The organism is Tepidimonas taiwanensis (genome assembly GCF_020162115.1).
Taxonomy (GTDB): Bacteria; Pseudomonadota; Gammaproteobacteria; order Burkholderiales; family Burkholderiaceae_C; genus Tepidimonas; species Tepidimonas taiwanensis.
Genome location: NZ_CP083911.1, coordinates 2,622,287 through 2,645,094 on the forward strand (window position 1 = coordinate 2,622,287; position 22,808 = coordinate 2,645,094).

General features: G+C 70.4%; 20 protein-coding genes and 1 pseudogene. 7 read left to right on the top strand and 14 right to left on the bottom strand.

Annotated features, from left to right (window positions below; translation table 11 throughout):
- The first annotated feature begins 30 nt into the window (after positions 1-30).
- The 7 genes and pseudogenes from LCC91_RS12380 (at position 31) to pcaF (ending at position 8,712) form a co-directional block, all read left to right on the top strand.
- A complete protein-coding gene (locus tag LCC91_RS12380) occupies positions 31-1,056 on the top strand; it encodes a branched-chain amino acid ABC transporter permease (RefSeq protein WP_043700110.1) in 1,026 nt (341 codons plus the stop codon).
- On the top strand, positions 1,053-2,927 hold the full coding sequence (locus LCC91_RS12385) for a branched-chain amino acid ABC transporter ATP-binding protein/permease (protein ID WP_043700113.1): 1,875 nt from the start codon (positions 1,053-1,055) through the stop codon (positions 2,925-2,927). The genes LCC91_RS12380 and LCC91_RS12385 overlap by 4 nt, the downstream gene beginning before the upstream one ends.
- Positions 2,924-3,673 (top strand): ABC transporter ATP-binding protein, encoded by a 750-nt coding sequence (locus tag LCC91_RS12390; protein ID WP_143898594.1) that lies wholly within the window; start codon positions 2,924-2,926, stop codon positions 3,671-3,673. The genes LCC91_RS12385 and LCC91_RS12390 overlap by 4 nt, the downstream gene beginning before the upstream one ends.
- Positions 3,674-3,758: 85 nt before the next feature.
- Positions 3,759-5,561: a phenylacetic acid degradation bifunctional protein PaaZ gene (gene paaZ / locus LCC91_RS12395; protein WP_224440949.1), complete on the top strand. Its 1,803-nt coding sequence runs from the start codon at positions 3,759-3,761 to the stop codon at positions 5,559-5,561.
- 83 nt (positions 5,562-5,644) lie between these two features.
- Positions 5,645-7,141: an IS5 family transposase gene (locus LCC91_RS12400; protein ID WP_224440884.1), complete on the top strand. Its 1,497-nt coding sequence runs from the start codon at positions 5,645-5,647 to the stop codon at positions 7,139-7,141.
- Between the two features lie 22 nt (positions 7,142-7,163).
- Positions 7,164-7,442: pseudogene (locus LCC91_RS12405) on the top strand (MaoC/PaaZ C-terminal domain-containing protein); the annotation flags it as partial.
- A gap of 67 nt (positions 7,443-7,509) precedes the next feature.
- Positions 7,510-8,712 (top strand): 3-oxoadipyl-CoA thiolase, encoded by a 1,203-nt coding sequence (pcaF, locus tag LCC91_RS12410; RefSeq protein ID WP_043700122.1) that lies wholly within the window; start codon positions 7,510-7,512, stop codon positions 8,710-8,712.
- A gap of 212 nt (positions 8,713-8,924) precedes the next feature.
- Here pcaF and LCC91_RS12415 read toward each other — a convergent pair whose 3' ends face one another.
- The 14 genes from LCC91_RS12415 to LCC91_RS12480 form a co-directional block, all read right to left on the bottom strand.
- Positions 8,925-10,130: a THUMP domain-containing class I SAM-dependent RNA methyltransferase gene (locus LCC91_RS12415; RefSeq protein WP_043700125.1), complete on the bottom strand. Its 1,206-nt coding sequence runs from the start codon at positions 10,128-10,130 to the stop codon at positions 8,925-8,927.
- 16 nt (positions 10,131-10,146) lie between these two features.
- Positions 10,147-11,706: an RNA polymerase factor sigma-54 gene (gene rpoN / locus LCC91_RS12420; protein ID WP_043700128.1), complete on the bottom strand. Its 1,560-nt coding sequence runs from the start codon at positions 11,704-11,706 to the stop codon at positions 10,147-10,149.
- Between the two features lie 5 nt (positions 11,707-11,711).
- Positions 11,712-12,470: an LPS export ABC transporter ATP-binding protein gene (gene lptB, locus LCC91_RS12425; protein ID WP_043700131.1), complete on the bottom strand. Its 759-nt coding sequence runs from the start codon at positions 12,468-12,470 to the stop codon at positions 11,712-11,714.
- Positions 12,467-13,111 (bottom strand): lipopolysaccharide transport periplasmic protein LptA, encoded by a 645-nt coding sequence (lptA, locus tag LCC91_RS12430; protein ID WP_058615842.1) that lies wholly within the window; start codon positions 13,109-13,111, stop codon positions 12,467-12,469. The genes lptB and lptA overlap by 4 nt, the downstream gene beginning before the upstream one ends.
- A gap of 114 nt (positions 13,112-13,225) precedes the next feature.
- The gene (locus LCC91_RS12435) at positions 13,226-13,852 is read right to left on the bottom strand and encodes a thiol:disulfide interchange protein DsbA/DsbL (protein WP_043700139.1); all 627 of its coding nucleotides are present in this window, start codon (positions 13,850-13,852) and stop codon (positions 13,226-13,228) included.
- Positions 13,853-13,928: 76 nt separating this feature from the next.
- On the bottom strand, positions 13,929-14,618 hold the full coding sequence (locus LCC91_RS12440) for an SPOR domain-containing protein (protein WP_052231492.1): 690 nt from the start codon (positions 14,616-14,618) through the stop codon (positions 13,929-13,931).
- Positions 14,619-14,653: 35 nt separating this feature from the next.
- A complete protein-coding gene (gene argS / locus LCC91_RS12445; protein WP_043700142.1) occupies positions 14,654-16,336 on the bottom strand; it encodes an arginine--tRNA ligase in 1,683 nt (560 codons plus the stop codon).
- A gap of 151 nt (positions 16,337-16,487) precedes the next feature.
- On the bottom strand, positions 16,488-17,468 hold the full coding sequence (speB, locus tag LCC91_RS12450; protein ID WP_043700145.1) for an agmatinase: 981 nt from the start codon (positions 17,466-17,468) through the stop codon (positions 16,488-16,490).
- Between the two features lie 46 nt (positions 17,469-17,514).
- A complete protein-coding gene (locus tag LCC91_RS12455; protein WP_043700148.1) occupies positions 17,515-17,892 on the bottom strand; it encodes a DUF2237 family protein in 378 nt (125 codons plus the stop codon).
- Positions 17,889-19,001: a metal-dependent hydrolase gene (locus LCC91_RS12460; protein ID WP_143897864.1), complete on the bottom strand. Its 1,113-nt coding sequence runs from the start codon at positions 18,999-19,001 to the stop codon at positions 17,889-17,891. Before LCC91_RS12460 ends, LCC91_RS12455 begins: the two co-directional genes overlap by 4 nt.
- A 77-nt stretch (positions 19,002-19,078) precedes the next feature.
- Positions 19,079-19,981, bottom strand: a complete 903-nt coding sequence (gene argP, locus LCC91_RS12465) for an HTH-type transcriptional regulator ArgP (RefSeq protein WP_143897866.1) — start codon at positions 19,979-19,981, stop codon at positions 19,079-19,081.
- 10 nt (positions 19,982-19,991) lie between these two features.
- Positions 19,992-20,849, bottom strand: a complete 858-nt coding sequence (locus LCC91_RS12470) for an ABC transporter permease (protein ID WP_043700152.1) — start codon at positions 20,847-20,849, stop codon at positions 19,992-19,994.
- 1 nt (position 20,850) lies between these two features.
- Positions 20,851-21,720, bottom strand: a complete 870-nt coding sequence (locus LCC91_RS12475; protein WP_043700154.1) for an ABC transporter permease — start codon at positions 21,718-21,720, stop codon at positions 20,851-20,853.
- A complete protein-coding gene (locus LCC91_RS12480; protein WP_224440950.1) occupies positions 21,717-22,790 on the bottom strand; it encodes an ABC transporter ATP-binding protein in 1,074 nt (357 codons plus the stop codon). The genes LCC91_RS12475 and LCC91_RS12480 overlap by 4 nt, the downstream gene beginning before the upstream one ends.
- Positions 22,791-22,808 lie beyond the last annotated feature (18 nt).

Consider the following 22,808-nt stretch of genomic DNA (forward strand, 5'->3'; position numbering starts at 1 on the left):
CGCACGCCGCCGGCGCCTTGGCGTGACCCCATGGATCTGCAAATCGCCCTGTTCCTGGGCCAGGACGGGATCATCAACGGCGCGATCTACGCGCTGATGGCGCTGGCGCTGGTGCTCGTGTTTTCGGTGACGCGGGTGATCTTCGTGCCGCAAGGCGAGCTCGTGGCGTACGGTGCGCTCACGATGGCCGTGCTGCAGGCGGGCGGCACCCCTGCCACGCTGTGGCTGCTGCTGGCGCTGGCCGCGCTGACGCTGGCGATGGAGGCGTGGCGCCAGGCGCGCGGTGGCACCGTGGACTGGTGGGCCACGGGGCTGTGGTGCGTCCTGCTGCCGGCGCTGGCGGCGCTGGCGGTGTGGTGGCGTCCGGCGTCGCTGTTGGGACAGGCGCTCACCGTGGTGCTGATCGTCACGCCGCTCGGGCCGCTGATCTACCGCCTCGCGTTTCGGCCGCTGGCGCACGCGACCGTGCTGGTGTTGCTCATCGTCTCCGTGGCGCTGCACGGGGTGTTGATGGGGCTGGGGTTGTGGTTTTTCGGCGCCGAAGGCTCGCGTACCCCGCCGTTTTCCGAGGCGCGCTTCGAGCTCGGCGGCCTCATCGTCAGCGGCCAGTCGCTGGTGGTGCTGGGCGTCACGGTGGCGCTGGTGGTGGCGATGTTCGTCTTTTTCGAGCGCACGCTGCTGGGCAAGGCGCTGCGCGCCACCGCGATCAACCGCGTGGGCGCGCGCCTGATGGGCATCCCCACCGAGCTGTCGGGGGATTTGAGCTTTGCGCTGGCGGCCAAGATCGCCGCGATCTCGGGCCTGCTGATCGCGCCGATCACGACGATCTACTACGACACGGGCTTTCTGATCGGCCTCAAGGGGTTCGTCGCCGCGATCATCGGCGGGCTGGCGAGCTACCCGGCCGCGCTCCTCGGCGCGGTGCTGGTCGGGCAACTGGAGGCGTTCGCGTCGTTTTGGGCCAGCGCCTTCAAAGAGGTGCTGGTGTTTACGCTGATCATCCCGGTGCTGCTGTGGCGCTCGCTGCGCAGCCACCACGTGGAGGAAGAGGAATGAGCGCCGACACGACCGCCCGCGCGGGCACGGGGGCGAGCGCCACGCCGCGCGTGAGCCAGCGCGCGCTCACCATCGGCTTCGTGCTGCTGCTGGCCGCCGCCTGGGGTGTGCTGCCCGACTTCACGATCACGCTGCTCAACTACATCGGGCTGCACGCGCTCGTCGCGCTGGGGCTGGTGATGCTCACCGGCATCGGCGGCATGACCTCGTTCGGGCAGGCGGCGTTCGTCGGGCTGGGCGCGTATGCCACCGCCTGGGTGTGCACCGCGCCGGAGGTGGCCGCCGCGCTGTCGGGCCTGCCGGCGGCCGCGCTGCCGTGGGTGGGGCTGGCGTTGGGGCTGGCGCTGACGCTGGCGATCGCCTGGGGGCTGGGCGCCGTGACGCTGCGCCTGGGCGGTCACTACCTGCCGCTGGCCACGATCGCGTGGGGCTTGAGCCTGTACTTTCTGTTCGGCAACCTCGCGTTCCTCGGCGGCCACACGGGGCTGACCGGCATCCCGCCGCTGTCGGTGGGGGGCTGGTCGCTGGCCGACCCGCGCGCGCTCGGCGTGGTGATCTGGGCGTTGCTGCTGCTGGCGGTGTGGGCGCTGCACAACCTGCTGGACTCGCGTGCCGGGCGGGCGATTCGCGCGCTCAAGGGCGGCCGCCTGATGGCGGAGTCGATGGGGGTCGACACCGCCGCGCTGCGCATCCGCGTGTTCATGCTCGCCGCGCTGCTGGCGGCGCTGTCGGGGTGGCTCTACGCGCACCTGCAGCGCTTCGTCAACCCCACCCCGTTCAACCTCAACATCGGCATCGAATACCTGTTCATGGCGGTGGTCGGCGGCTCGGGCCACCTGTGGGGGGCGCTGCTCGGCGCGACGCTGATCGCGCTGCTCAAGGAGCAGTTGCAGGACTGGCTGCCCAAGCTGTTCGGCATGAGCGGCAATTTCGAGATCATCGTCTTCGGGCTGCTGATGATGCTGGTGCTGCAGCGTTACGCGGAGGGCCTGTGGCCGACGCTGGCCGCGTGGGCGCGCCGCGCCGGCGTGGTGCCCGCGCCGCGGCGGCTGCCGGCGCCCGCGGCACTGCCCGCGCGCACGCTGCCACCCGCCGGCACGGTGTTGATCGAAGCGCGCGAGGTCACCAAGCGCTTCGGCGGGCTGGTGGCCAACGCGCAGGTGTCGCTTCAGGTGCGCGCCGGCGAGGTGCACGCGCTCATCGGCCCCAACGGCGCGGGCAAGAGCACCTTCTTCAACATGATCTCCGGCGTCGACGACCCGACCGAGGGCGAGGTGCGGCTGCTGGGCGAGCCGATGACCGGTCGGCCGTCGCGCGATTTCGCTGCGCGCGGGCTGGGCCGCACGTTCCAGCACGTGCGGCTGATGGGGCAGCGCTCGGTGCTCGACAACGTGGCGCTGGGCGCGCACCTGCGCGGGCGCAAGGGTTGGTGGGCGAGCATGTTCCGCCTGGACCGCCACGAGGAGGCGGCGTTGCTGGCCGAGGCGATGCGGCAGATCGAGCGCTGCGGGCTCGCGGAGCACGCCGACACGCCCGCCGGGGCACTGCCGCTTGGCAAGCAGCGCATCGTCGAGATCGCTCGCGCGCTCGCGGGTCAGCCCGCGCTGCTGCTGCTCGACGAGCCGGCCGCAGGGCTGCGCCACCTGGAGAAGCAAGCGCTGGCGGCGCTGCTGGACCAATTGCGCCGCGAGGGCCTGGGCATCCTGATCGTGGAGCACGACATGGAATTCGTGATGAACCTGGCCGATCGCATCACCGTGCTGGACTTCGGCACCGTGATCGCGCACGGCACGCCGGCCGAGGTACAGCGCGACCCGCGCGTGCTGCAGGCCTACCTGGGTGACGACCTCGCCGTCGGAGGGGCCGCATGAACGCGCCGTCCAAACCCCCGCTGCTGCAGCTGCGCGGCTTCAGCGTTGCCTATGGGCCGGTGGAGGCGCTGCACCAGGTGGACCTCGACGTGCACGAGGGCGAGATCGTCACCGTCATCGGCCCCAACGGCGCGGGCAAGACCACGCTGCTCAACGCCGCGATGGGGCTGCTGCGCTCCAGCGGCACGCTGGCGGTGGACGGGCAGGTGGTGCCGCGGGTGAGCGTCGAGCGCATGGTCGCGCACCAGGTGGCGCTGGTGCCGGAAAAGCGCGAGCTGTTTGGCGAGATGTCGGTCGAGGACAACCTGCTGCTGGGCGGCTTTGCGCGCTGGCGCCGGGGCGACCGCACGCAGCGCGCCCGCATGGAGGAGGTGTTTGCGATCTTTCCGCGCCTGCGCGAGCGCCGCGCGCAGATGGCGGCGACGCTCTCCGGCGGAGAGCGCCAGATGCTGGCGATCGGCCGCGCGCTGATGGCGCGGCCGCGTCTGCTGATGCTGGATGAGCCGTCGCTGGGGCTGGCACCGCTGATCGTGCGCGAGGTGCTGCACACCGTGGCGCGGCTGCGCGAGCTGGGCGTGTCGGTGCTGCTGATCGAACAAAACGCGCGCGCTGCGCTGCAGATCGCCGACCGCGGCTACGTGCTGGAGATGGGGGCGGTCGCGCTGCACGGCCCGGCCGAAGACCTGCTGCACGACCGCCGCATCATCGACACCTACCTCGGCGTCGGCGCGCGGCGCGCCGCCTGATCCACCACTGTCGCGGCCGCCGGATGGTGGGGCCGCGGTGGTGTTTCCTGCCCCTCGTTTTCGCTCCCAACCGTTGCCCGCTTCCATGACCACGCCCGTTTTGCACAGCTACATCGCCGGCCGCTGGTTCGGCCACACCCCCGCCCAGACCCTGCGCAGTGCTGTCAACGGCACGCCGGTGGCCGCCACGCACGCCGAGGCGATCGACTTCGGCGAGGCCCTCGCCCACGGCCGCCAAGCGGTTGGCGCGCTGCTGCAGCTCGACTTCCAGCAGCGCGCCGCGCGCCTGAAGGCGCTGGCCAAATACCTGATGGAGCGCAAGGAGACGCTATACGCCTGGTCCGCCCACACCGGCGCGACGCGCAGCGACAGCTGGATCGACATCGAAGGCGGCATCGGTACCCTGTTCGCCTACGCGAGCCTGGGGACGAACGAGCTGCCGTCGGGCAACCTGTGGCACGAAGGCCCGGTGGTGCCGCTGGGCAAGCAGGGGCGCTTCGCCGGCACGCACATCCTGGTGCCGCGCGGCGGCGTCGCGGTGCACATCAACGCGTTCAACTTCCCCGTGTGGGGGCTGCTGGAGAAATTCGCGCCGACCTTCCTGGCCGGCATGCCCTGTATCGGCAAGCCGGCCACCGCGACGAGCTATCTGACGCAGGCGCTGGTGCGCCTGATCGTCGACAGCGGCCTGCTGCCCGAGGGCAGCCTGCAGCTCGTCATCGGCGGCACGGGTGACCTGCTGGATCGCCTGGAGGGGCCGGACGTCGTCACCTTCACCGGCTCCGCCGACACGGCGGCCAAGCTGCGCGCGCACCCCAATCTCGTGCGCCAGTCCGTCCCCTTCAACGCCGAGGCCGACTCGCTCAACTGCGCGATCCTGGCGCCGGACGTGACGCCTGACGACGAGGAGTTCGACCTCTACGTCAAGGAGGTGGTGCGTGAGATGACGGTCAAGGCGGGGCAGAAGTGCACCGCGATCCGCCGCGCGCTCGTGCCGCGGCGCCACCTGGACGCGGTGGCCGAGCGGCTGCGCGCGCGCCTGGCGAGGGTGGTGGTGGGCGATCCGGCGCTGGAGGCGGTGCGCATGGGCGCGCTGGCCAGCCACGCGCAGGTGCGCGACGTCAGCGAACGCGTCGCGGTGTTGCGCGAGGGCGCGGAGGTCGTGTGGGACGGGGGGCCGGGCTTCGCGCCGCTCGGCGACGGCACGGCCGACGGCGCCTTCATGGCCCCGGTGCTGCTGTTCAGCCGCGACCCGCACCGCCACGACGCGGTGCACGACGTCGAGGCGTTCGGGCCCGTGAGCACGCTGCTGCCGTATGACGAGCTGGACGAGGCGCTGGCGCTGGCCGCGCGCGGTCGCGGCAGCCTGGTCGGCACGCTGGTCACGCGCGATCCGCAGATCGCGGCGCGGGCGATCCCCGTCGCGGCGGCGTGGCACGGGCGGCTGCTGGTGCTGGACCGCGAGGCCGCGCCCGAATCCACCGGCCACGGCTCGCCGCTGCCGCACCTCAAGCACGGCGGCCCCGGGCGCGCCGGCGGTGGCGAGGAGCTGGGGGGGCTGCGTGCTGTCAAGCACTACCTGCAGCGCACCGCGGTGCAAGGGTCGCCGACGATGCTCGCCGCCGTCAGCGGCGAATACGTGCGCGGCGCGGCGCGCCTCGAGACCGACGTCCACCCGTTCCGCCGCTATTTCGAGGATCTGCGGATCGGCGAGAGCCTGCTCACGCACCGCCGCACGGTCACCGAGGCCGACATCGTCGCCTTCGGTGGTATCTCGGGCGACTACTTCTACATGCACTTCGACGAGATCGCCGCGAAGGAATCGCCGTTTGGCCAGCGCATCGCGCACGGCTATTTCGTCGCCCCTGAAATATTCATAACAGCATGATTTTTCTTGTGTTATTGTCTGTTTGCGAGTACAATTTCCCCCAGATTTGATGGTCTGATGCGCCGTTTTCTGGGAGTTTTGCGATGTTTGCCTGCCCCGCCACCGAGGACTTCTTCCGCGCCCGGCTCGATCAGATGATCGACCTGCGCCATCCGCTGGCGGTGTTGTCCTCACGCATGCCGTGGCAGGAGTTGGAAGCAAGGCTGTCGCACCTGTTCATGCGCAAAGCGCGCGCAGGTGTCGCGATGCCCGATCTGGACCTCTTTGGCGAATCTCCGGTGCGCGCAGCTCGGGCGTCCAACGCAGGCCGACCCCGCGTGCCGCTGCGCGTGATGATCGCGCTGCTGTATCTGAAGCACGCCTTCAACGAGTCGGACGAAGGGGTGGTCGAGCGCTGGGGCGAAACCCCCACATGGCAGTTCTTCTCGGGGCGGGCGTACTTTGAACATCGCCGGCCGTGCGACGCCACGACGCTGGTGAAGTTTCGCCGGCTGCTGGGCGAAGAAGGCGTGGAAGAACTCTTGGCGCAGACCATCAACGTGGCGGTGGAAACCGGACTCATCAAGCCGCAGGAACTCAAGCGCGTGGTGGTGGACACCACCGTACAACCCAAGGCGGTGGCGCACCCCACCGACAGCCGGCTGCTGGAGACGGCACGCACCAAGCTGGTGGAGGCGGCCAAGGCCGCCGGCATCGCCTTGAAGCAGACCTTTGCCAAGGAAGGCAAGGAGCTGGCCCGCAAGGCAGGACGCTATGCGCACGCGCGGCAGTTTGCGCGCATGCGCCGGGTCATCAAGCGCCAGCGCACGATCGTGGCCAGGCTGCAGCGCGAGATCGAGCGCAAGGCCAGCCGCCTGGGGCAGGCCATCCAGAGTGCTCTTGGCCACACCCTCAACAAGGCGGCGCGTCTGGTGGCGCAGACTGCCAACCGAAAGACCGCCGACGGGACTCGAAAGCTCTACGCCTGGCACGCGCCGGAGGTGGAGTGCATCAACAAGGGCAAGGCCCGCTGCCCTTACGAGTTCGGCGTCAAGGTCGGCATTGCCAGCACCCTGAAGCACAGCCTCATCGTCGCAGCCCGGGCCTTCCATGGCAACCCCTACGACGGGCACACGCTGCAAGCGCAGCTGGAGCAGGCCACGATCCTGATGCAGGACACTGGCATCAAGCCCAGCACAGCGTTTGCCGATCTGGGCTACCGCGGGGTGGAAGCCGACATTGCGGATGTGCGCCTGGTGCACCGCGGCAAGATCAAGCGCCTCACGCAGCAGGAGCGCAAGCTGCTCAAGCGCCGCCAGGCCATCGAGCCGGTCATCGGGCACTTGAAGCAGGATCACCGCATGGACAGGTGCCACCTCAAGGGCGAGCAGGGTGACCGGCTGCACGCGGTGCTGTGCGCGGCGGGCTACAACATCCGCTGGCTGCTGCGCATGATCACGAAGAAGGGCGTGCCCTTCTTGAGGCGAGCTTTTTTGCGCCTCATTGCGGCCGTGCGCCTCATCGGCCGGTGGCTCGCCCAGCGGCGGCCAACCGAGTCCAGTGGCGCCAACCCTGCCCAGCTGCGGCTAAGGGCGGCGTGAAAATGAATTTTTCAGGGACGACTATTTCGTGCTGTCGGCGGCGGCCGGCCTGTTCGTCTCGCCCGCGCCGGGGCCGGTGCTGGCCAACTACGGGCTGGAGACGCTGCGCTTCGTCAAGCCGGTGGCGATCGGCGACACCATCCAGGCGCGCCTCACCGCCAAGCGCAAGATCGACCGCCACAAGACCGACCCCCAGGGGCGCGGCCAAGGCGTCGTCGTCTGGGACGTGGAGGTCACCAACCAGCACGGGGAGCTGGTGGCCAGCTACGACATCCTGACGCTCGTCGCCAAGCGCGCCTGAGCCGCGTCTGCTGCCCGGCATCCGCCCCTGATTCCGTCCCGTTCCCGCCGACTGTCTGGAGCCGACCATGACCCATGCTTTCATCTGCGACGCCGTGCGCACCCCCATCGGCCGCTACGGCGGCGCGCTTTCGTCCGTGCGCACCGACGACCTGGCCGCGATCCCGATCGCGGCGCTGATGGCCCGCCACCCCCGCGTGGACTGGGGGGCGCTCGGCGACGTGATCCTGGGCTGCGCCAACCAGGCGGGTGAGGACAACCGCAACGTCGCGCGCATGGCGGCGCTGCTGGCGGGCCTGCCGGTGGACGTGCCGGGCGCGACCGTCAACCGGCTGTGCGGCTCCGGGCTGGACGCCGTGGGCACGGCCGCGCGCGCGATCAAGGCCGGCGAGGCCGAACTGATGATCGCCGGCGGCGTCGAGAGCATGAGCCGCGCGCCGTTCGTGATGCCCAAGGCCGAGACGGCGTTTGCGCGCAGCAACGCGGTGTACGACACGACGATCGGCTGGCGCTTCGTCAACCCGCGCATGCAGGCGTTGTATGGCGTCGACTCGATGCCGGAGACCGCCGAAAACGTTGCCGCCGAGTTCGGCATCAGCCGCGAGGATCAGGACCGCATGGCGCTGGCCTCGCAGCGCAAGGCGCTGGCGGCGCAGCGTGCCGGCTTTTTCGCGCAGGAGATCGTCCCCGTGACGATCCCGCAGAAAAAGGGGGACCCGGTGGTCGTCGACCGCGATGAGCACCCACGCGAGACGACGATGGAGGCGCTGGCCAAGCTCAAAGGCGTCGTGCGCCCGGACGGCACCGTCACCGCCGGCAACGCCAGCGGCGTCAACGACGGCGCGTGTGCGCTGATCCTGACCAGCGAGGCGGCGGCGGCGCGCCACGGCCTGACGCCGCGCGCGCGCGTGGTGGGTATGGCCGTGGCCGGAGTGCCGCCGCGCATCATGGGCATCGGCCCCGCGCCGGCGACGCGCAAGGTGCTCGCGCTCACGGGCCTCACGCTCGATCAGATGGATGTCATCGAGCTCAACGAGGCCTTCGCCGCGCAGGGGCTGGCGGTCCTGCGGCAACTGGGGCTGGCCGACGACGACCCGCGCGTCAATCCCAACGGCGGCGCCATCGCGCTCGGGCACCCGCTGGGCGCGTCCGGCGCACGGCTGGCCACGACCGCCGTCAATCAGCTGCACCGCACCGGTGGCCGCTACGCGCTGTGCACGATGTGCATCGGCGTCGGCCAGGGCATCGCGGTGGTGCTGGAGCGGGTTTGACCCCCGTCGGGGCGCGGTGGCGCGACCCGGCAAAAAAAGAGCCCCGACCTAAAGGGCCGGGGCTGCAAGCCTTTTGCTGTCACACACAAAGGCACCCGCTCAGGGAGGAAAAGCGGGGAGCCGCGCGAACGGCTCAACCAGTACTTTATCACAAAGTGACAAGCGTTTCGCGCAAAGTTGCAAAAAGACAACCCGGACACCCGACCAGCGGCTCAATTATCAGAGCTACCATTTCGGGCCTGCAGGTCGAAACGCAGCAGCCGGCACTCGATGGGGCCGTTGTAAAGCGGGATGCGGCGGCTCGCTTGCAGGCGCAGGCGTCGCGGCAGGTCGCGGTCCGGCGTCAGCACCCACGCGGTCCAGCCGCCGAAGTGGGTCTTCCAGTGCGCGGCCAGGCGCTCGTAAAACGCATCGGCCCCCAAGCCGCCGGCGACTCCCGCGGCTTCGATCCGTTCGCCATACGGCGGGTTGAGCAGCAGGATACCCGGCCGGTCGGTCGGTGGCAGCCGCTGCAGTGCGTCGCCGCCGCGAAACGCCACCGCTGCGCCGACCCCGGCGCGCTCCGCGTTGCGCCGCGCGAAATCGACCATGCGGAACGACACGTCGCTGCCGTATGCGATCGCCGCTGCGCCCGCGGGCCACGGACGCTCGGCGGCGCGGGCAGCGTCGCGCAGCGCGGCCCAGCGAGCCGGATCGTGCGGCAGCAGCCGCTCGAACGCAAAGCGCCGCTGCCGCCCGGGGGCGTGCCGCAGCGCGATCTGCGCCGCTTCGATGACCAGCGTGCCGCTGCCACAACAGGGGTCGACAAGTGGCACCGGCGCGCCGTCGGCGTCGACGCCGGTCCAGCCGGTGGCCGCGATCACCGCCGCGGCCAGTGTCTCCTTCAGCGGCGCGTCGCCTTTGTCGATGCGCCAGCCGCGCTTGAACAGCGGCTCGCCACTGGTGTCCAGCGCCAGCGTCAGCGTCTCGGCCGTCAGGTGCACGTACAGCCGCACGTCGGGCTGGGCGGTGTCCACGCTCGGCCGCGCCCCGCGCCGCTCTCGCAACCGGTCGCACACCGCGTCCTTCACGCGCAGGCCCGCGAAGTGTAGGCTGCGCAGCGGGCTGCGCTGGGCGGTGACCTCGACCTTGATCGTCTGCCGGGGGGTGAACCAATCCTCCCACGCGACGGCGGCCGCAGCGGCGTAGATGTCGTCCTCGCGGCGGTAGGGGCCTTCCCACAGCCGGATGAGCACGCGCTGCGCGATGCGGCTGTGCAGGTTCAGGCGCAGCACCGTGTCCCAGTCACCGCGCAGCGCCACGCCCGCTCGCCCCACCCGCAGCGCGTCCATCGGCTGGCCGGTGAGGGCGGCCACCTCGTCGGCCAGAAAGGGGGCGCAGCCCCCTGCGCAGGGCAGAAACAGGTCGAGCGTGGACATCGGAAGGGGTGGGGGGTCAGAGGGATTTGCGCAGGCTGGCGGTCGGGATGCGCAGCGACTCGCGGTACTTGGCCACGGTGCGGCGCGCGCACTCGATGCCCTGCTCCTTGAGCAACTCGGCGATGCGCCCGTCGCTCAGGGGCTGGCGCGGATCCTCGGCGGCGATGAGCTGCTTGATCAGCGCCCGCACCGCGGTGCTGGAGGCGTTGCCACCCGCGTCGGTGGCCAGCCCCGAGCCGAAAAAATATTTGAACTCGTACGTGCCAAACGGCGTGGCCATGTACTTGGCGGTGGTGACGCGGCTGATGGTCGACTCGTGCAGCCCCAGTGCCTCGGCGATGTCGCGCAGCACCAGCGGGCGCATGCCCACCGCGCCATGCAGGAAGAAGTTGCGCTGGCGCTCGACGATCGCCTGCGCCACGCGCAGGATGGTGTCGAAGCGCTGCTGCAGGTTTTTGATGAACCAGCGCGCCTCCTGCAGCCGCTGCTGCAGGTCACCGTGGCGCTGGCCGCGCAGCGCCTGCGCGTACACGTCGGTCACGCGCAGGCGCGGCAGCACCGCGGGGTTGAGCTGCACGTCGCACACACCCGCGCGCACGGTGACGATCACGTCCGGCACGACGATCTGCCGCTCGGCATCGGCAAACCGCCGCCCGGGTTTGGGCTCGAGGCGCGTGAGCACCGCGAGCCCGGCGCGCACATCGGCTTCGCCCAGGCCGGTGGCCTGGGCGAGCCGCCGCGTGTCGCGCCGCGCGATCCACTCCAGCGGCTGGGCGCACAGCGCCAGCGCGGCGCGCGCCGCCGGCGTGTTGGGCAGCTCGCCGATCTGCAGCCGCAGGCATTCGCCCAGGTCGCGCGCCCCGACGCCCGCGGGCTCCATCGCCTGCAGCCACCCGAGCGCGCGGCGCAGCAGCGCCAGCACTTCATCGCGCGCATCGGGGTCCGGCGGCGCATCGTCGGGGTGGCACTGCCGCCAGAACGCGTCGCTCAACGCCTCCAGCGGCTCCGTCAGGTAGCCGTCGTCGTCCAGCGATTCGATCAGGAAGTACAGCGCCGCGCGCTCCTCGTCGCTTAGGTGCAGCGCCAGCGCCTGCCGGTGCAGGTGGTCCTGCAGCCGCTCGTGCGCGCTGGCCAGTTCGCTGGCTGCCGGACGGTTCTCGTCGTCGAGGTCGCGGCCGTCGCGGTCCAGCCCGGGGCCTTCCCACGACCAGTCCGGACCGTCGGCTCCGGGCGACTCGTCGGCACTCCAGCCGCCCGCGTCCTCGTCCAGCCGCGCGGGCCAGTCGGCCTCCACGCCCGACCGGGGCCCGGCCTCGTCCCACACCGCCGCAGTGTCCGGGGGATCGGCGTCGTCCACCGGGGCCGTCGCGCCGTCGCGCTCCTCGTCCGCCGGGGCGGCGGGCGGTGTCTCCGCGTCGTCGTCCTCCGCCCGCTCGAGAAAGGGGTTGTCGGCGAGCATCTGCTCGACTTCCTGCGTGACCTCGAGCGTGGACAGCTGCAGCAGCCGGATCGACTGCTGCAACTGGGGCGTCAACGTGAGATGCTGCGTGACGCGCAGCGCGAGTCCCGCCTTCATCGCCGCTACAGCCGGAAGTGTTCGCCCAGGTACACGCGCCGCACGTCAGCGTCGTCGACGATCTCGGCGGGGGTGCCGTGCGCGAGCACGCGGCCCTCGCTGATGATGACCGCCTGGTCACAGATGCCCAGCGTCTCGCGCACGTTGTGATCGGTGATGAGCACGCCGATGCCGCGGCCCTTGAGATAACCGATGATGCGCTGGATCTCGATGACCGCGATCGGGTCGATGCCCGCGAACGGCTCGTCCAGCAGAATGTAGCGCGGCTGCGCGGCGAGCGCGCGCGCGATCTCGACCCGCCGCCGCTCGCCGCCAGAGAGCGCTGGCGCCGGCGCGTCGCGCAGGTGGTCCACGTGCAGCTCGGCCAGCAGCGCATCGAGCCGTTCGCGCAGCACCGCTTCGGGCAGCGGGCGGCCGGCGGCGTCGCGCTGCAGCTCCAGCACGGCGCGCACGTTCTGCGCCACCGTCAGCTTGCGAAAAATCGACGCCTCCTGCGGCAGATACCCCAGCCCCAGCCGCGCGCGGCGGTGGATCGGCAGGTGCTCGGCGCGCTGTCCGTCGATCCACAGCCGGCCCGCGTCGGCGCGCACCAGACCGACGATCATGTAGAAGGAGGTCGTCTTGCCCGCGCCGTTGGGGCCGAGCAGCCCGACCACCTCGCCGCCGCGGACCTGCAGCGAGACGTCGTGCACGACAGTGCGTCGGCCGTAGCGCTTGTGCAGCCCCTCGGCGCGCAAGCAGGCGGCCGCGGCGGCGGCCGTCATGGCCGCCGCTCCAGCCGCTCGCTCGGGGCGAGCGCCGGCGGCGGGACATTGGCGGGGGATGGCTGGGTGGCCGCAGGGTCGGCGCCGCGCGGCGTCAGCGTCGCGCGCACGCGCCCTGTGCCCCCCTCGGCACCGGGCTGCCCGCGCGCGCCGTCGACGCTGAAGGTGTCGTCCCGGTTGTCGTACACGATGACGGCGCCGACCGTGCGATCGGCGAGCGCCGTGCCGCGGTAGCGGCGCAGCTCGGCCTGGCCGCGCAGCGTGACGCGATCGGCGCGCCCGTCGTATTCGATGCGCTCGGCCTCGCCCTCGATATATTCGTCCAGTCCCTCGCGCTTTTGCCGGTAGAACGCGCGCTCGGTGGCGCTGCCGGTGGCCACGCCGAACTGGTAGCCCTCTTCGTCCTGCCGCACCTCGACGCGCTGGGCGCGGATGCGGATCGTCCCCTTGGTGATGAGTACCCGTCCGGTGAAGACGCTGGTGCGCTGCGCGTCGTCGTAGCGCAGCGCGTCGGCTTCGACCTGCATGGGCGCGTCGCGGTCGGCGCGCTCGGCGTGGGCGGACACGACGGCACCCGCAGCAGCGAGCGCGGCGACGACGGCGAGGGCACGCCGCCAGGAGGGGGAACGATCGGCGGGCACGGAACTTGCTCTCCTAGGCGTGCGCCGATTGTGCCACGATTGCCCGCGGCCGCGCCGCCGCACCCCGCGGCGGGATTGCGTGGTGGGACGGCAAGCGCGGGCGGCGCGGCCGGGTCAGGCCTGGCGCGCGCGCGCGATCAGCGCGTCCGCGATGACCAGCGTGCGCGCCGCCTGGCCGGGCACCAGGTAGCGCCCGGCGATGCCCAGCGACGGGGTGGCGTCGACCTCATACGCGTCCTGCAGCTGCAGCGCGCGTTTGACCTTGCCACTGACCCCGAACGACTGGTAGGTCTGCGTGAACGCCTGCCGGTCCAGCCCCTGCTTTGCGGCCCAGTCCGCGACCACGTCCAGCGACGCGAAGCGCACCTTGTCCTCGTGCACGGCCTTGAACGCCTTCTCGTGCAAATCGTTTAGGCGGCCGAGTGCCTCCAGCGTGTAGTAGAGGCGCTGCATCGGCTCGAACGCGGCGTTGAAGCCCACCGGCACCCGGCGCACGATGACCTCCTTGGGCAGCTTGCGCATCCAGGCGGTCATCAGCGGCTCGAAGCGGTAACAGTGGATGCAGCTGTACGCAAAGAATTCCAGCACCTCGACCTGCCCCGGCCCGGCGTCCACCGGCACCGGTTTGGCCAGCCGCCGGTAGTCGCTGCCTTCGCGCAGCGCTTCCTGCGCGTGGAGAGGGGGGAGCGTGGCGGCGGCAGCGAGGCCGAGCAGGGAAGCGTGAAACTGGCGGCGTTGCATGGTAGAGGTTGTCAGGACAGGAAACAAAAACAACGGATGCTGCCTTCGAGCATACGGCCCGGGCAGCGGTTCCCGCTCAGCGCTGCACCCGCACGAGGGCGGTCTCGAACGCCTTGGCTTTGAGCCGTTCCTGCATCACCTCGGCCTCCACCCGGTTCGGGAAGGGACCCAGACGCACGCGGTGCACGCGCTGGCCGGCCTGCTCGCGTTCGCTGATTTTGGCCTCGAAGCCCTGCAGCGCAAGCCGTGCACGCAGCGCCTCGGCCTCCTCGGCGCTGCGAAACGCCCCCACCTGCACGTAGTACAGGAACGGGTCGGCCGCCGCGGCCGCGCTGGCCTCGCCCGCGGCGGGGGACGTGCCCCCGGCGCGCTGGCGGATCAGCTCGGCGATCGGGTCGCCGCCCGCCGCGCCGGGGGCGGCAGGGGTGGTGTCACGGCCCGCGGGTTTGCCGTCGCCCGCAGCTCCGTCGGCCGGACCCGTGCTCGCGCCTGCGCCGTCGGCCGGCGCCGTCGCGCCCTGCGCGGACGGCTTGGCCGACGACAGCCCGGCGTTGGGGTTCCAGCTCTTGAGGCGCTCGGCCTCCGTTTCCGGCTGCACCGGCTTGCGCTGCACGCCCCGGTCGACCAGCGGGATCGGCACCTTGGTCACGTACACCACGACGGCCAGCGCCGCGCCGATGCCGACCAGCAGGCCGACGATGAAGCCGAGCAGGGTACCGCCCCGCTGGGTGGGGCGGGGCGGGCGAGGAGCGAGTGGGCGGTCCATGGTGGTGGGAAGGGGCAGGGCGTTGGCGAAAAGGCTCACATCGATTCCGGTGCGCTCACCCCCAGCACGCGCAGCCCGCTGCGCAGCACCTGCGCGGTGGCCGCCACCAGCGCCAAGCGCGCACGGCGTGTCGCCTCGTCGTCGACCAGGATGCGCTCGGCGTCGTAGTAGCTGTGGTAGGCGGCCGCCAGCTCGCGCAGGTAGAACGTGATGTCGTGCGGGGCGAAGTCGGCGGCAGCAGCCGTCAATACCTCGGGGTAGCGCGCGAGCTGCAGCATCAGCGCCTGCGCGGCCGGCGTGTCCAGTGGTGCCAGGTCGACGTCGGCCAGCGTCGCCGGGTCGCCGCCCTGCGCGCGCCACTGCGCCAGCACCGAGCAGATGCGCGCGTGCGCGTACTGCACGTAGTACACCGGGTTGTCGTTGTTCTGCTGGATCGCCAGGTCGACGTCGAAGGTGTACTCGGTGTCGGGCTTGCGCGACAGCAGGAAGAAGCGCACCGCGTCCTTGCTCGTCCACTCGATGAGGTCGCGCAGCGTCACGTAGCTGCCCGCGCGCTTGGAGATCTTGACCTCCTGCCCGCCGCGTACCACGCGCACCATCGTGTGCAGCACGTAGTCCGGGTAGCCGGGCGGAATCCCCAGCCCGACCGCCTGCAGTCCGGCACGCACGCGCGCGATCGTGCCGTGGTGGTCCGTGCCCTGGATGTTGATGACCTTGGTGAAGCCGCGCTCCCACTTCGTGATGTGGTAGGCCACGTCCGGCACGAAGTAGGTGTAGCTGCCGTCGGACTTGCGCATCACGCGGTCCTTGTCGTCGCCGTACTCGGTGGTGCGCAGCCACAGCGCGCCGTCCTTTTCATACGTCTTGCCGGCGTCGATCAGGCGCTGTACGGTCTGGGCTACGCGGCCGCTGGTGTAGAGGCTCGACTCCAGGTAGTACTGGTCGAAGCGCACCGCGAAGGCCTTCAGGTCCAAATCCTGTTCGCGCCGCAGGTACGCGACCGCAAACTGCCGGATGCCGTCCCAGTCCTCGACGTCGCCGCTGGCGGTAAACGTCCGGTCGTCCGCCACCACCGTCTTGCGCGCGAGGAAATCGTCGGCGATGTCCTGGATATAGTCGCCGTTGTAGGCGTTTTCGGGCCAGCCGGGGTCGCCGGGCTTGAGCCCGCGCGCGCGCGCCTGCACCGAACGCGTCAGGTTGTCGATCTGCGCCCCGGCGTCGTTGTAATAGAACTCGCGGTGCACCTGCCAGCCCTGCGTCTCGAACAGGTTGCAGATCGCATCGCCCAGCGCCGCCTGACGCCCGTGTCCCACGTGCAGCGGGCCCGTCGGATTGGCGGAGACGAATTCCACCAAAACGCGCTGCCCGTTGGGGGGGCGGTACCCGTAGCGGTCGCCAGCGGCCAGGACCTCGCGCACCACCTGCTGCTTGGCGCGCGGCAGCAGCCGCAGGTTGATGAAGCCGGGGCCCGCGATCTCCAGCGCGCCCACCCACTGCTGGAACGCGGGCTGCACCTGCAGTCGCTCCACCAGCGTCTGCGCGATCGCGCGCGGGTTTTGCCCTAAAGGTTTGGCCAGTTGCAGCGCGGCGGTGATGGCCAGGTCGCCGTGCGCCGCGATCTTGGGCTGCTCGAACGCCGCGCGCGCGCCGGCGCCCGGGTGCAGCGCCTCCAGCTCGGCCGCCAGTGCGCCGAGCAGTTCGTTCTTGACGGTTTGCATGGGGCCCAATTGTAGGAGCCGGCCGGCGAGCGCCGTCCGCTGCCGTCCGAGGGACGCCGCGGTATTGCGCTGGCACGGTTTTGTCTTGAGTGCCCAGCCTATCTCTCAAGCGCAGAAGGCTGCGGGAGAGACGAAACTGCTTCGTGCCGGATCAGTAGCGCCGCGCGCCGCGCTGCGCCGCCAGCACGCACAACAGGTCGCACGCCACGTGCGCTGCGGCCAGCGCCGTGATCTCCGCGTGGTCGTACGGCGGCGAGACCTCGACCACGTCCATCCCGACCAGGTTCACCGGCACCAGCCCGCGCACGAGGTGCAGCGCCTGCGCGCTGCTCAGGCCCCCGGCCACCGGCGTACCGGTCCCGGGGGCGTGCGCCGGGTCCAGGCAGTCGATGTCGAACGTCAGGTACGCCGGGCGGTCCCCGACGATGGCCAGCACCTGCTGCAGCGCCCAGTCGACCCCGCGCGCGTGCACGGTGGGCGCATCGAGCACGTGCAGTCCCATGAAATCGTCGTTCCACGTGCGGATGCCGATTTGCACCGAGTGCGCCGGGTCGATCAGCCCCTCGCGCACCGCCTTGTAAAACATCGTGCCGTGGTTGAGCGAGTCCGGGTTGTCGTCGGGCCAGGTGTCGCAGTGCGCATCGAAATGGATCAGCGCCAGCGGCGCGCCGTAGCGCTCCGCGTGCGCCTGCAGCAGCGGGTAGGTGATGTAGTGGTCGCCACCGAAGGTGAGCATGCGCGCGCCGCTGGCCAGGATGCGCCGCGCGTGGTCGCGGATGGCGCCAGGCACGGTGTGCGGGTTATGCGGGTCGAGCCAGCAGTCCCCCGCGTCCACCACCGCGAGCGTGTCGAACGGGTCGAACCCCCACGGGAAGGGCTTCAGTTCGGCGAGCTGGACGCTGGCGGCGCGGATCGCAGCCGGGCCCAGGCGCGCCCCGGGCCGAAACGTCGTGGCGATATCCAGCGGCACACCGCTGACCACCACGTCCGCGCCCGAGAGGTCGCGCGTGTAGGTGCGGCGCATGAAGCTCAGCACGCCGGCGTAAGTCATCTCCGGCCAGGTGCCGTGCAGCGTGGGGCGGCGAATCGCGCTGTCGCCCGCCGGCGGCGCGTCGGGAATCGTCGGGTTCATGGCCCGGATTGTGGCAGGGGTGCGCGCTGCCGCGGCGATGCCGCGCTCACGTCCGCGTCGGCGACCAGGCGTGGGCGCGCAAATCGTCCAGCGAGACGTAGGCCAGTGCCCGTTCGTGGCAGCTCTCCAGGATGACCGGTGGCGCGACGCCGGCGTCGAGCGCCTCCTTCCAGCGCAGCGCGCACAGGCACCAGCGATCGCCGGGTTTGAGCCCCGGGAAACGCCATTCCGGGCGCGGCGTGACGAGGTCGTTGCCGCGCTGCAGCGAAAACGCCAGGAATTCCGCCGTCACCTTGGCGCAGATGACGTGCGAGCCGACGTCGTGTGCCGCGGTGTGGCAGCAGCCGTCGCGGAAGTAGCCGGTCAACGGGTCGTACGAGCAGGCCCGCAAGGGGCCGCCCAGCACATTGCGGGCGGTGGTCATGGTCGATTCGATGGAGGCGGGAGGGTCACGGATTCGGCAACCGCCGTTGCGGTCGCGGCAGCGGGTTTCTCGACGGCCGTCACGGCCGAGTCGTTCGCACGCCGCGCTTGCAGCCAGCGGTTCAGCGGGGGCAGATCGGCCCCGATCACGCGCTCGCGCAGCCACGGCCACCCGTCGGCGAACGCCACACGCGAGCCGACCCGGGTGGCGGGCGGCGCGTCACCGGCGGCGGTCAGTGGGCCGATGTCGAAATCGAACACGTACGCGGGCTCCTGTCCCATGCGCAGGTCGGTCAGGTGCAGCCGTCCCTCGAGCGCGCGCAGGCGGTAGAGCCCGTCGGAAAAGCGCGCGATGCGCTGTACCTGCGGGTGATCGGCGTATTGCGCCAGCAGCGCACCGCCTCGGTCGTGGCGTTCGAAGCGGATCGGCCGCCCGCCGTCGAGCAGGCCGACGTAGCCCTCGTGGTAGTGCGGCCCCTCCACCGCGACGACGCGCCACAGCAGCGTCGTCAGCGGCGCGGCGGTGACGAGCAGTCGCTCCGGGGTGACGCTGCGCGCGGCCAAATCGCGCTCGGCTTGCCGTGTGGCCCATTGCTGCGCGCCCACACTCCACGCGAGGTACACGCTGGAGAGCACCAGTCCCGCGGTGTTCCAGCCCGCGCGCTGTCGGCTCAGGACCGCCGCGAGCACCCCCACCACCAGCGGCAGCGTGTACAGCGGGTCGATGATGAAGAGGCTGCCGAGTCCGTAGGCCTCGTCGGTGAAGGGCTGCCATAGCTGCGTCCCGTAAACGGTGAACGCGTCCAGCAGCGCATGGGTGATGAGCGTCAGCCACACGGCCCACCACCAGCGGCCCAGCGGTTCGCGCTGCAGGCGCGCGATGGCCCACGCGATCGGCACCGAGGCCGCGGTCTGGATGGGCAGCGCGTGCGTTTCGGCCCGGTGGCGTACCATGTCCAGCACCGCATCCCCGTGGTCAATCAGGGCATCCAGATCCGGCAGTGTGCCGACCACCGCACCCCACGCGGCGGCTTTCCACGCGGCCGTGTGCCGCCCCATCACCGCGACGGTGACGGCGGCACCAAGGGCCATTTGCGTCAGCGAATCCATGGAAACAGCGGGATGTCAATGCGCGGGATGCTAGCGCCGCGCCAATACCCGTGCGGCCCGTCGGGGTCGTGTGGCGTTCAGGCCAGCGGGATCAGGCACGCGCGTGCCGCCTCGCGAATGGCGCGCGTCAGGCGCTGCACGGTCGGGGGCTCGCGCTCCCAGTGCTGCCAGTACAGCGCCACGTCCACCACCGCGCCGGGCAACACCTCCTCCAGCGGGGCGCGCCCTTGCCGCTGCGCCAGGTGCAGCTCCGGCACCATGCCCCAGCCCAACCCCAGCTCGATGGCGCGCTCGAAGGCGTCCACCGCCGGGGTGAAGTGGCGCGGATAGCGGGCGTTGCGCAGCCCGAAATGCTGCGCCAGCCATGCGTCCTGCAGCGCGTCCTTGCGGTTGAAGATCACCGCGGGTAGCGCAAGCAGCCGGTGCGGGGTGACGCGCCCGTGCGCGGTGCGCGCGCGCGCCGCCACCGCCGGCGCGGCCACGCAACGGTAGCGCATCACGCCCAACGGATCGGCCACGCAGCCGCGCATCGGGTCGGCGCGCGTGGTCACGCAGCCGATCACGGTGCCGTTTTTCAGCAGCTCGTGCGTGTGGTCCTGGTCGTCGATGGTCAGGTCCAGCAGCAGCCGCTGGCGCGCCAGCAGCGGCGCCACCCCCGGCAAGAACCACGCCGCCGCGGAGTCGGCGTTGATCGCCACCGGCACGCTCTGCCAGCGCTGCCCCGAGCCGCCCGCGAGGCGCTCCAGCAAGTCCGCCTCCATCAGCTGCACCTGCTTGACGTGCGCGAGCAGCGCCTGCCCCGCCGGCGTGGCGCGCACGGTCTTGCCGCGCACCACGAGGCGCTGCCCCAGGTGCGCCTCCAGCGCTTTGACCCGCAGCGAGACGGCCGCCACGGTGAGTGACAGCGCCTGCGCGGCGGCGGAGAAGCTACCGTGCTCCACCACGGCGGCCAGGGCTTCGAGTTGTCGCGCATCGAGCATGCCGCGCAGCTTAACCCGTCGCGCGGCGGCTGCGCCAGTACAGGATCAAGGCCACCAACGCCGAGCCTAGCATGAGCAACACGCTCACCGCGTTGAGCACGGGTGTCGAACCCTCGCGCATGCGCCCATACATCAAAATCGTCAGGGGGGGCTCGGAGCCCACCAGCATCAGCGTGGTGTTGAAATTTTCGAACGACATCACAAACGCCATGGCGGCCGCCCCTACCATGGCAGGGCGCAAGTACGGAAAGACGATCGTCCACCAAACCTGCCAGCGCGTTGCACCCAGATCGAGTGCGGCATCCTCCCAGCCGGGGTCGATGCGGCGCAACCGCGCGGCGATTGTCAACGTCGCGATCGTTGCGATATAGCTGAATTGGCCCAGCACGACCAATGGCAACCCGGGGCGCAGCCACGACACTTCCCAGCCCAGCCAGGCCTCCAAGCCGTTGGCCACACGGCTGGCGAACGCCAAAATCGAAATGCCCAGCACCACGCCCGGGATGACCAGCGGCGCCAAGGTCAGCAACACCAGCAACGGTTTGCCGGGAAAGCATGCGCGCTCCAGCAGCCATGCGTTACAGGTGCCCACCACCACCGACAGCAGCGCCACCCACGTGGCCACCCAGGTGCTCACGGCCAATGAGCGCAGCAGCGCCGCATCGTGCAGCAACCCCACGCGCGCCTCGCTCTGGCCAACAAACCACTGCAGCGTCCACCCCATCCAAGGCGGCGAGGGATGCGCGGCGTCATGGAAAGCAAAAACCGCCACCACCCCAAGCGGCAAAAACAAAAAAGCAAAAAACACCACCGCATAAGCGGTCAAGACCCGTCGCAGCCAACGGCCTTGGGGCAGCGTCGCAATCATCTCAGCTGGCTTTCATGACGTGATCGAGGCGCTGGCCAGTGAGCCGCAGTCCCAGCCACACCAACCCGGTCGAAAGGATCAACAGCAAGAAACCAAACGCCGCGCCCTGGTGCCAGTTGAAGCGGCTGATGAACTGCGTGTACACCATCTCGGTAAACCACAGCGCGTCTTTGCCTCCCAAAAGCACCGGCGTCAAATAATTGCCGACGCACAGCATGAAGACCACGATGCAGCCGGCGGTGATCCCCGGCGCGGCATGGGGCAGCACGACGTGCCACAGCACCTCCCAGTGGCGTGCCCCCAAGTCGTAGGCGGCCTCGACCAGGCTGTCGTCGAGCGTCTCGAGGCTGTGCACGAGCGGCACGACCATGAACAGCAGCGAGCCGTACACCAGGCCTAGCAGCACCGTGGCATCGCGATACAGCAGCTCGACGGGCTCCGACGTCCACCCCCAATGCTGCAGCACATACGAAATGACGCCGCCGTGTCGCAGCAAAATCAGCCATCCCAGGGTGCGCACCAGCTCACTGACCCAAAACGGCATCAGCACCAGCAGCATCCACGCCGCTTTGCGGCGCGATGGCACGAGTTTGGCTATCACCCATGCCACAGGGAACGCCAGCAACAACGTCAAGGCGGTGGCGAGCGCCGACATCACCGCCGTCCGTACATACGTGTGCCAGTACAGCGGCTCTTCGACAAAGGTGCGGTATTGCCGCAGGCTCCACGCGTATTCACCGGGGCCAACGCGCTCTTGCAGCGACAGCCACAGCAGCTCCATGTGGGGCAGTACCAGCAGGCCCAGCAACCACACCAACACCGGGGCCAGCAGCCAGCCCAAACCCAGGGCCCGCCCGACAGCCTTGTTCATGCGTGGTCGTCCTCCTCGGTGCGGGGGAATGCCCAGGCGAGTTCCGCGCGCCACGCGACGAACAACGATTGTCCCGGGCGCACATCGGACCACTGTCCGGCCAGCGGTAGCGCCACCCGCAGTGATGCGCCGCTGGGCGTGTGCTGTACGTGCACCGTGGTGTTGCCGCCATCGAACAGCACGGCCAATACCTGCACGGGCCATGCGGGGCGGTCGGTGGGGGGCTGGCGCAGCAGCTCGATGACTTCGGGGCGCACGAACAGCCACGCCGGGGTGCCCGCGGCCATCGGCTGCATCGGCCGCGCCCACGCTTGCCAGCCGCTGGGATGATCCAACAGCACCGCGTCGCTGCGCACATCTGCAACGTGCCCGGCCAGCCGGTTGTTGTGCCCCACGAACCCCGCCACGAAGGCCGTGCGCGGCTCAAAATACAGCGCCTCGGGAGAGCCGACCTGCTCGAAGCGCCCGCGGTTCATGACCGCGACTTGATCCGACATGACCAGCGCCTCGCTTTGATCGTGGGTGATGTAGACAAACGTCGTTCCCACAGCGGCCTGGAGCTGCTTGAGCTCCAGCTTCATGTGTTCGCGCAGCTTCAAGTCCAGCGCCCCAAGCGGCTCGTCCAACAACAGCAGCGCAGGCTCCAGAACCAGTGCGCGTGCCAGTGCGACGCGCTGCTTTTGCCCGCCCGAGAGCTGCTCGATGCGCTTGTTCTCGCTGCCCGGCAGCCCCACCCGGGCCAGCATCGCGCGTGCGCGCTGCAGCGCCTGCGCGTGCGACAGGCCGCGGCGTCGCAGCCCGTACGCCACGTTCTCGCCCACGCTCATCATCGGAAAGAGCGCAAGGTGTTGAAACACCATATGCGTCGGACGACGGTTCGGCGGGATGCCGCGCATCGAGCGCCCTTGGATCCGGATGTCGCCATCGTCGGGCTCTGTGAAGCCGGCGATCATGCGCAGCAGCGTGGTCTTGCCGCAGCCCGACGGCCCCAGAATCGAAAAAAAAGACCCATGCGCGACCTGAAAACTCACGCCGTCGACAGCCGTGAACGCGCCGTAGCGCTTGGCCACGGCGCACACTTCCAGGTC

Bases quoted from the DNA above. Each gene is read 5' to 3' on its own strand.
- argS (WP_043700142.1), bottom strand. From the start codon at position 16,336: ATGCAAACCGTCAAGAACGAACTGCTCGGCGCACTGGCGGCCGAGCTG.
- LCC91_RS12400 (WP_224440884.1), top strand. From the start codon at position 5,645: ATGTTTGCCTGCCCCGCCACCGAGGACTTCTTCCGCGCCCGGCTCGAT.
- LCC91_RS12380 (WP_043700110.1), top strand. From the start codon at position 31: ATGGATCTGCAAATCGCCCTGTTCCTGGGCCAGGACGGGATCATCAAC.
- LCC91_RS12385 (WP_043700113.1), top strand. From the start codon at position 1,053: ATGAGCGCCGACACGACCGCCCGCGCGGGCACGGGGGCGAGCGCCACG.
- pcaF (WP_043700122.1), top strand. From the start codon at position 7,510: ATGACCCATGCTTTCATCTGCGACGCCGTGCGCACCCCCATCGGCCGC.
- paaZ (WP_224440949.1), top strand. From the start codon at position 3,759: ATGACCACGCCCGTTTTGCACAGCTACATCGCCGGCCGCTGGTTCGGC.
- lptB (WP_043700131.1), bottom strand. From the start codon at position 12,470: ATGACGGCCGCCGCCGCGGCCGCCTGCTTGCGCGCCGAGGGGCTGCAC.
- LCC91_RS12470 (WP_043700152.1), bottom strand. From the start codon at position 20,849: ATGATTGCGACGCTGCCCCAAGGCCGTTGGCTGCGACGGGTCTTGACC.
- LCC91_RS12460 (WP_143897864.1), bottom strand. From the start codon at position 19,001: ATGGATTCGCTGACGCAAATGGCCCTTGGTGCCGCCGTCACCGTCGCG.
- LCC91_RS12435 (WP_043700139.1), bottom strand. From the start codon at position 13,852: ATGCAACGCCGCCAGTTTCACGCTTCCCTGCTCGGCCTCGCTGCCGCC.
- LCC91_RS12390 (WP_143898594.1), top strand. From the start codon at position 2,924: ATGAACGCGCCGTCCAAACCCCCGCTGCTGCAGCTGCGCGGCTTCAGC.
- argP (WP_143897866.1), bottom strand. From the start codon at position 19,981: ATGCTCGATGCGCGACAACTCGAAGCCCTGGCCGCCGTGGTGGAGCAC.
- LCC91_RS12475 (WP_043700154.1), bottom strand. From the start codon at position 21,720: ATGAACAAGGCTGTCGGGCGGGCCCTGGGTTTGGGCTGGCTGCTGGCC.
- LCC91_RS12415 (WP_043700125.1), bottom strand. From the start codon at position 10,130: ATGTCCACGCTCGACCTGTTTCTGCCCTGCGCAGGGGGCTGCGCCCCC.
- speB (WP_043700145.1), bottom strand. From the start codon at position 17,468: ATGAACCCGACGATTCCCGACGCGCCGCCGGCGGGCGACAGCGCGATT.
- rpoN (WP_043700128.1), bottom strand. From the start codon at position 11,706: ATGAAGGCGGGACTCGCGCTGCGCGTCACGCAGCATCTCACGTTGACG.
- LCC91_RS12440 (WP_052231492.1), bottom strand. From the start codon at position 14,618: ATGGACCGCCCACTCGCTCCTCGCCCGCCCCGCCCCACCCAGCGGGGC.
- LCC91_RS12455 (WP_043700148.1), bottom strand. From the start codon at position 17,892: ATGACCACCGCCCGCAATGTGCTGGGCGGCCCCTTGCGGGCCTGCTCG.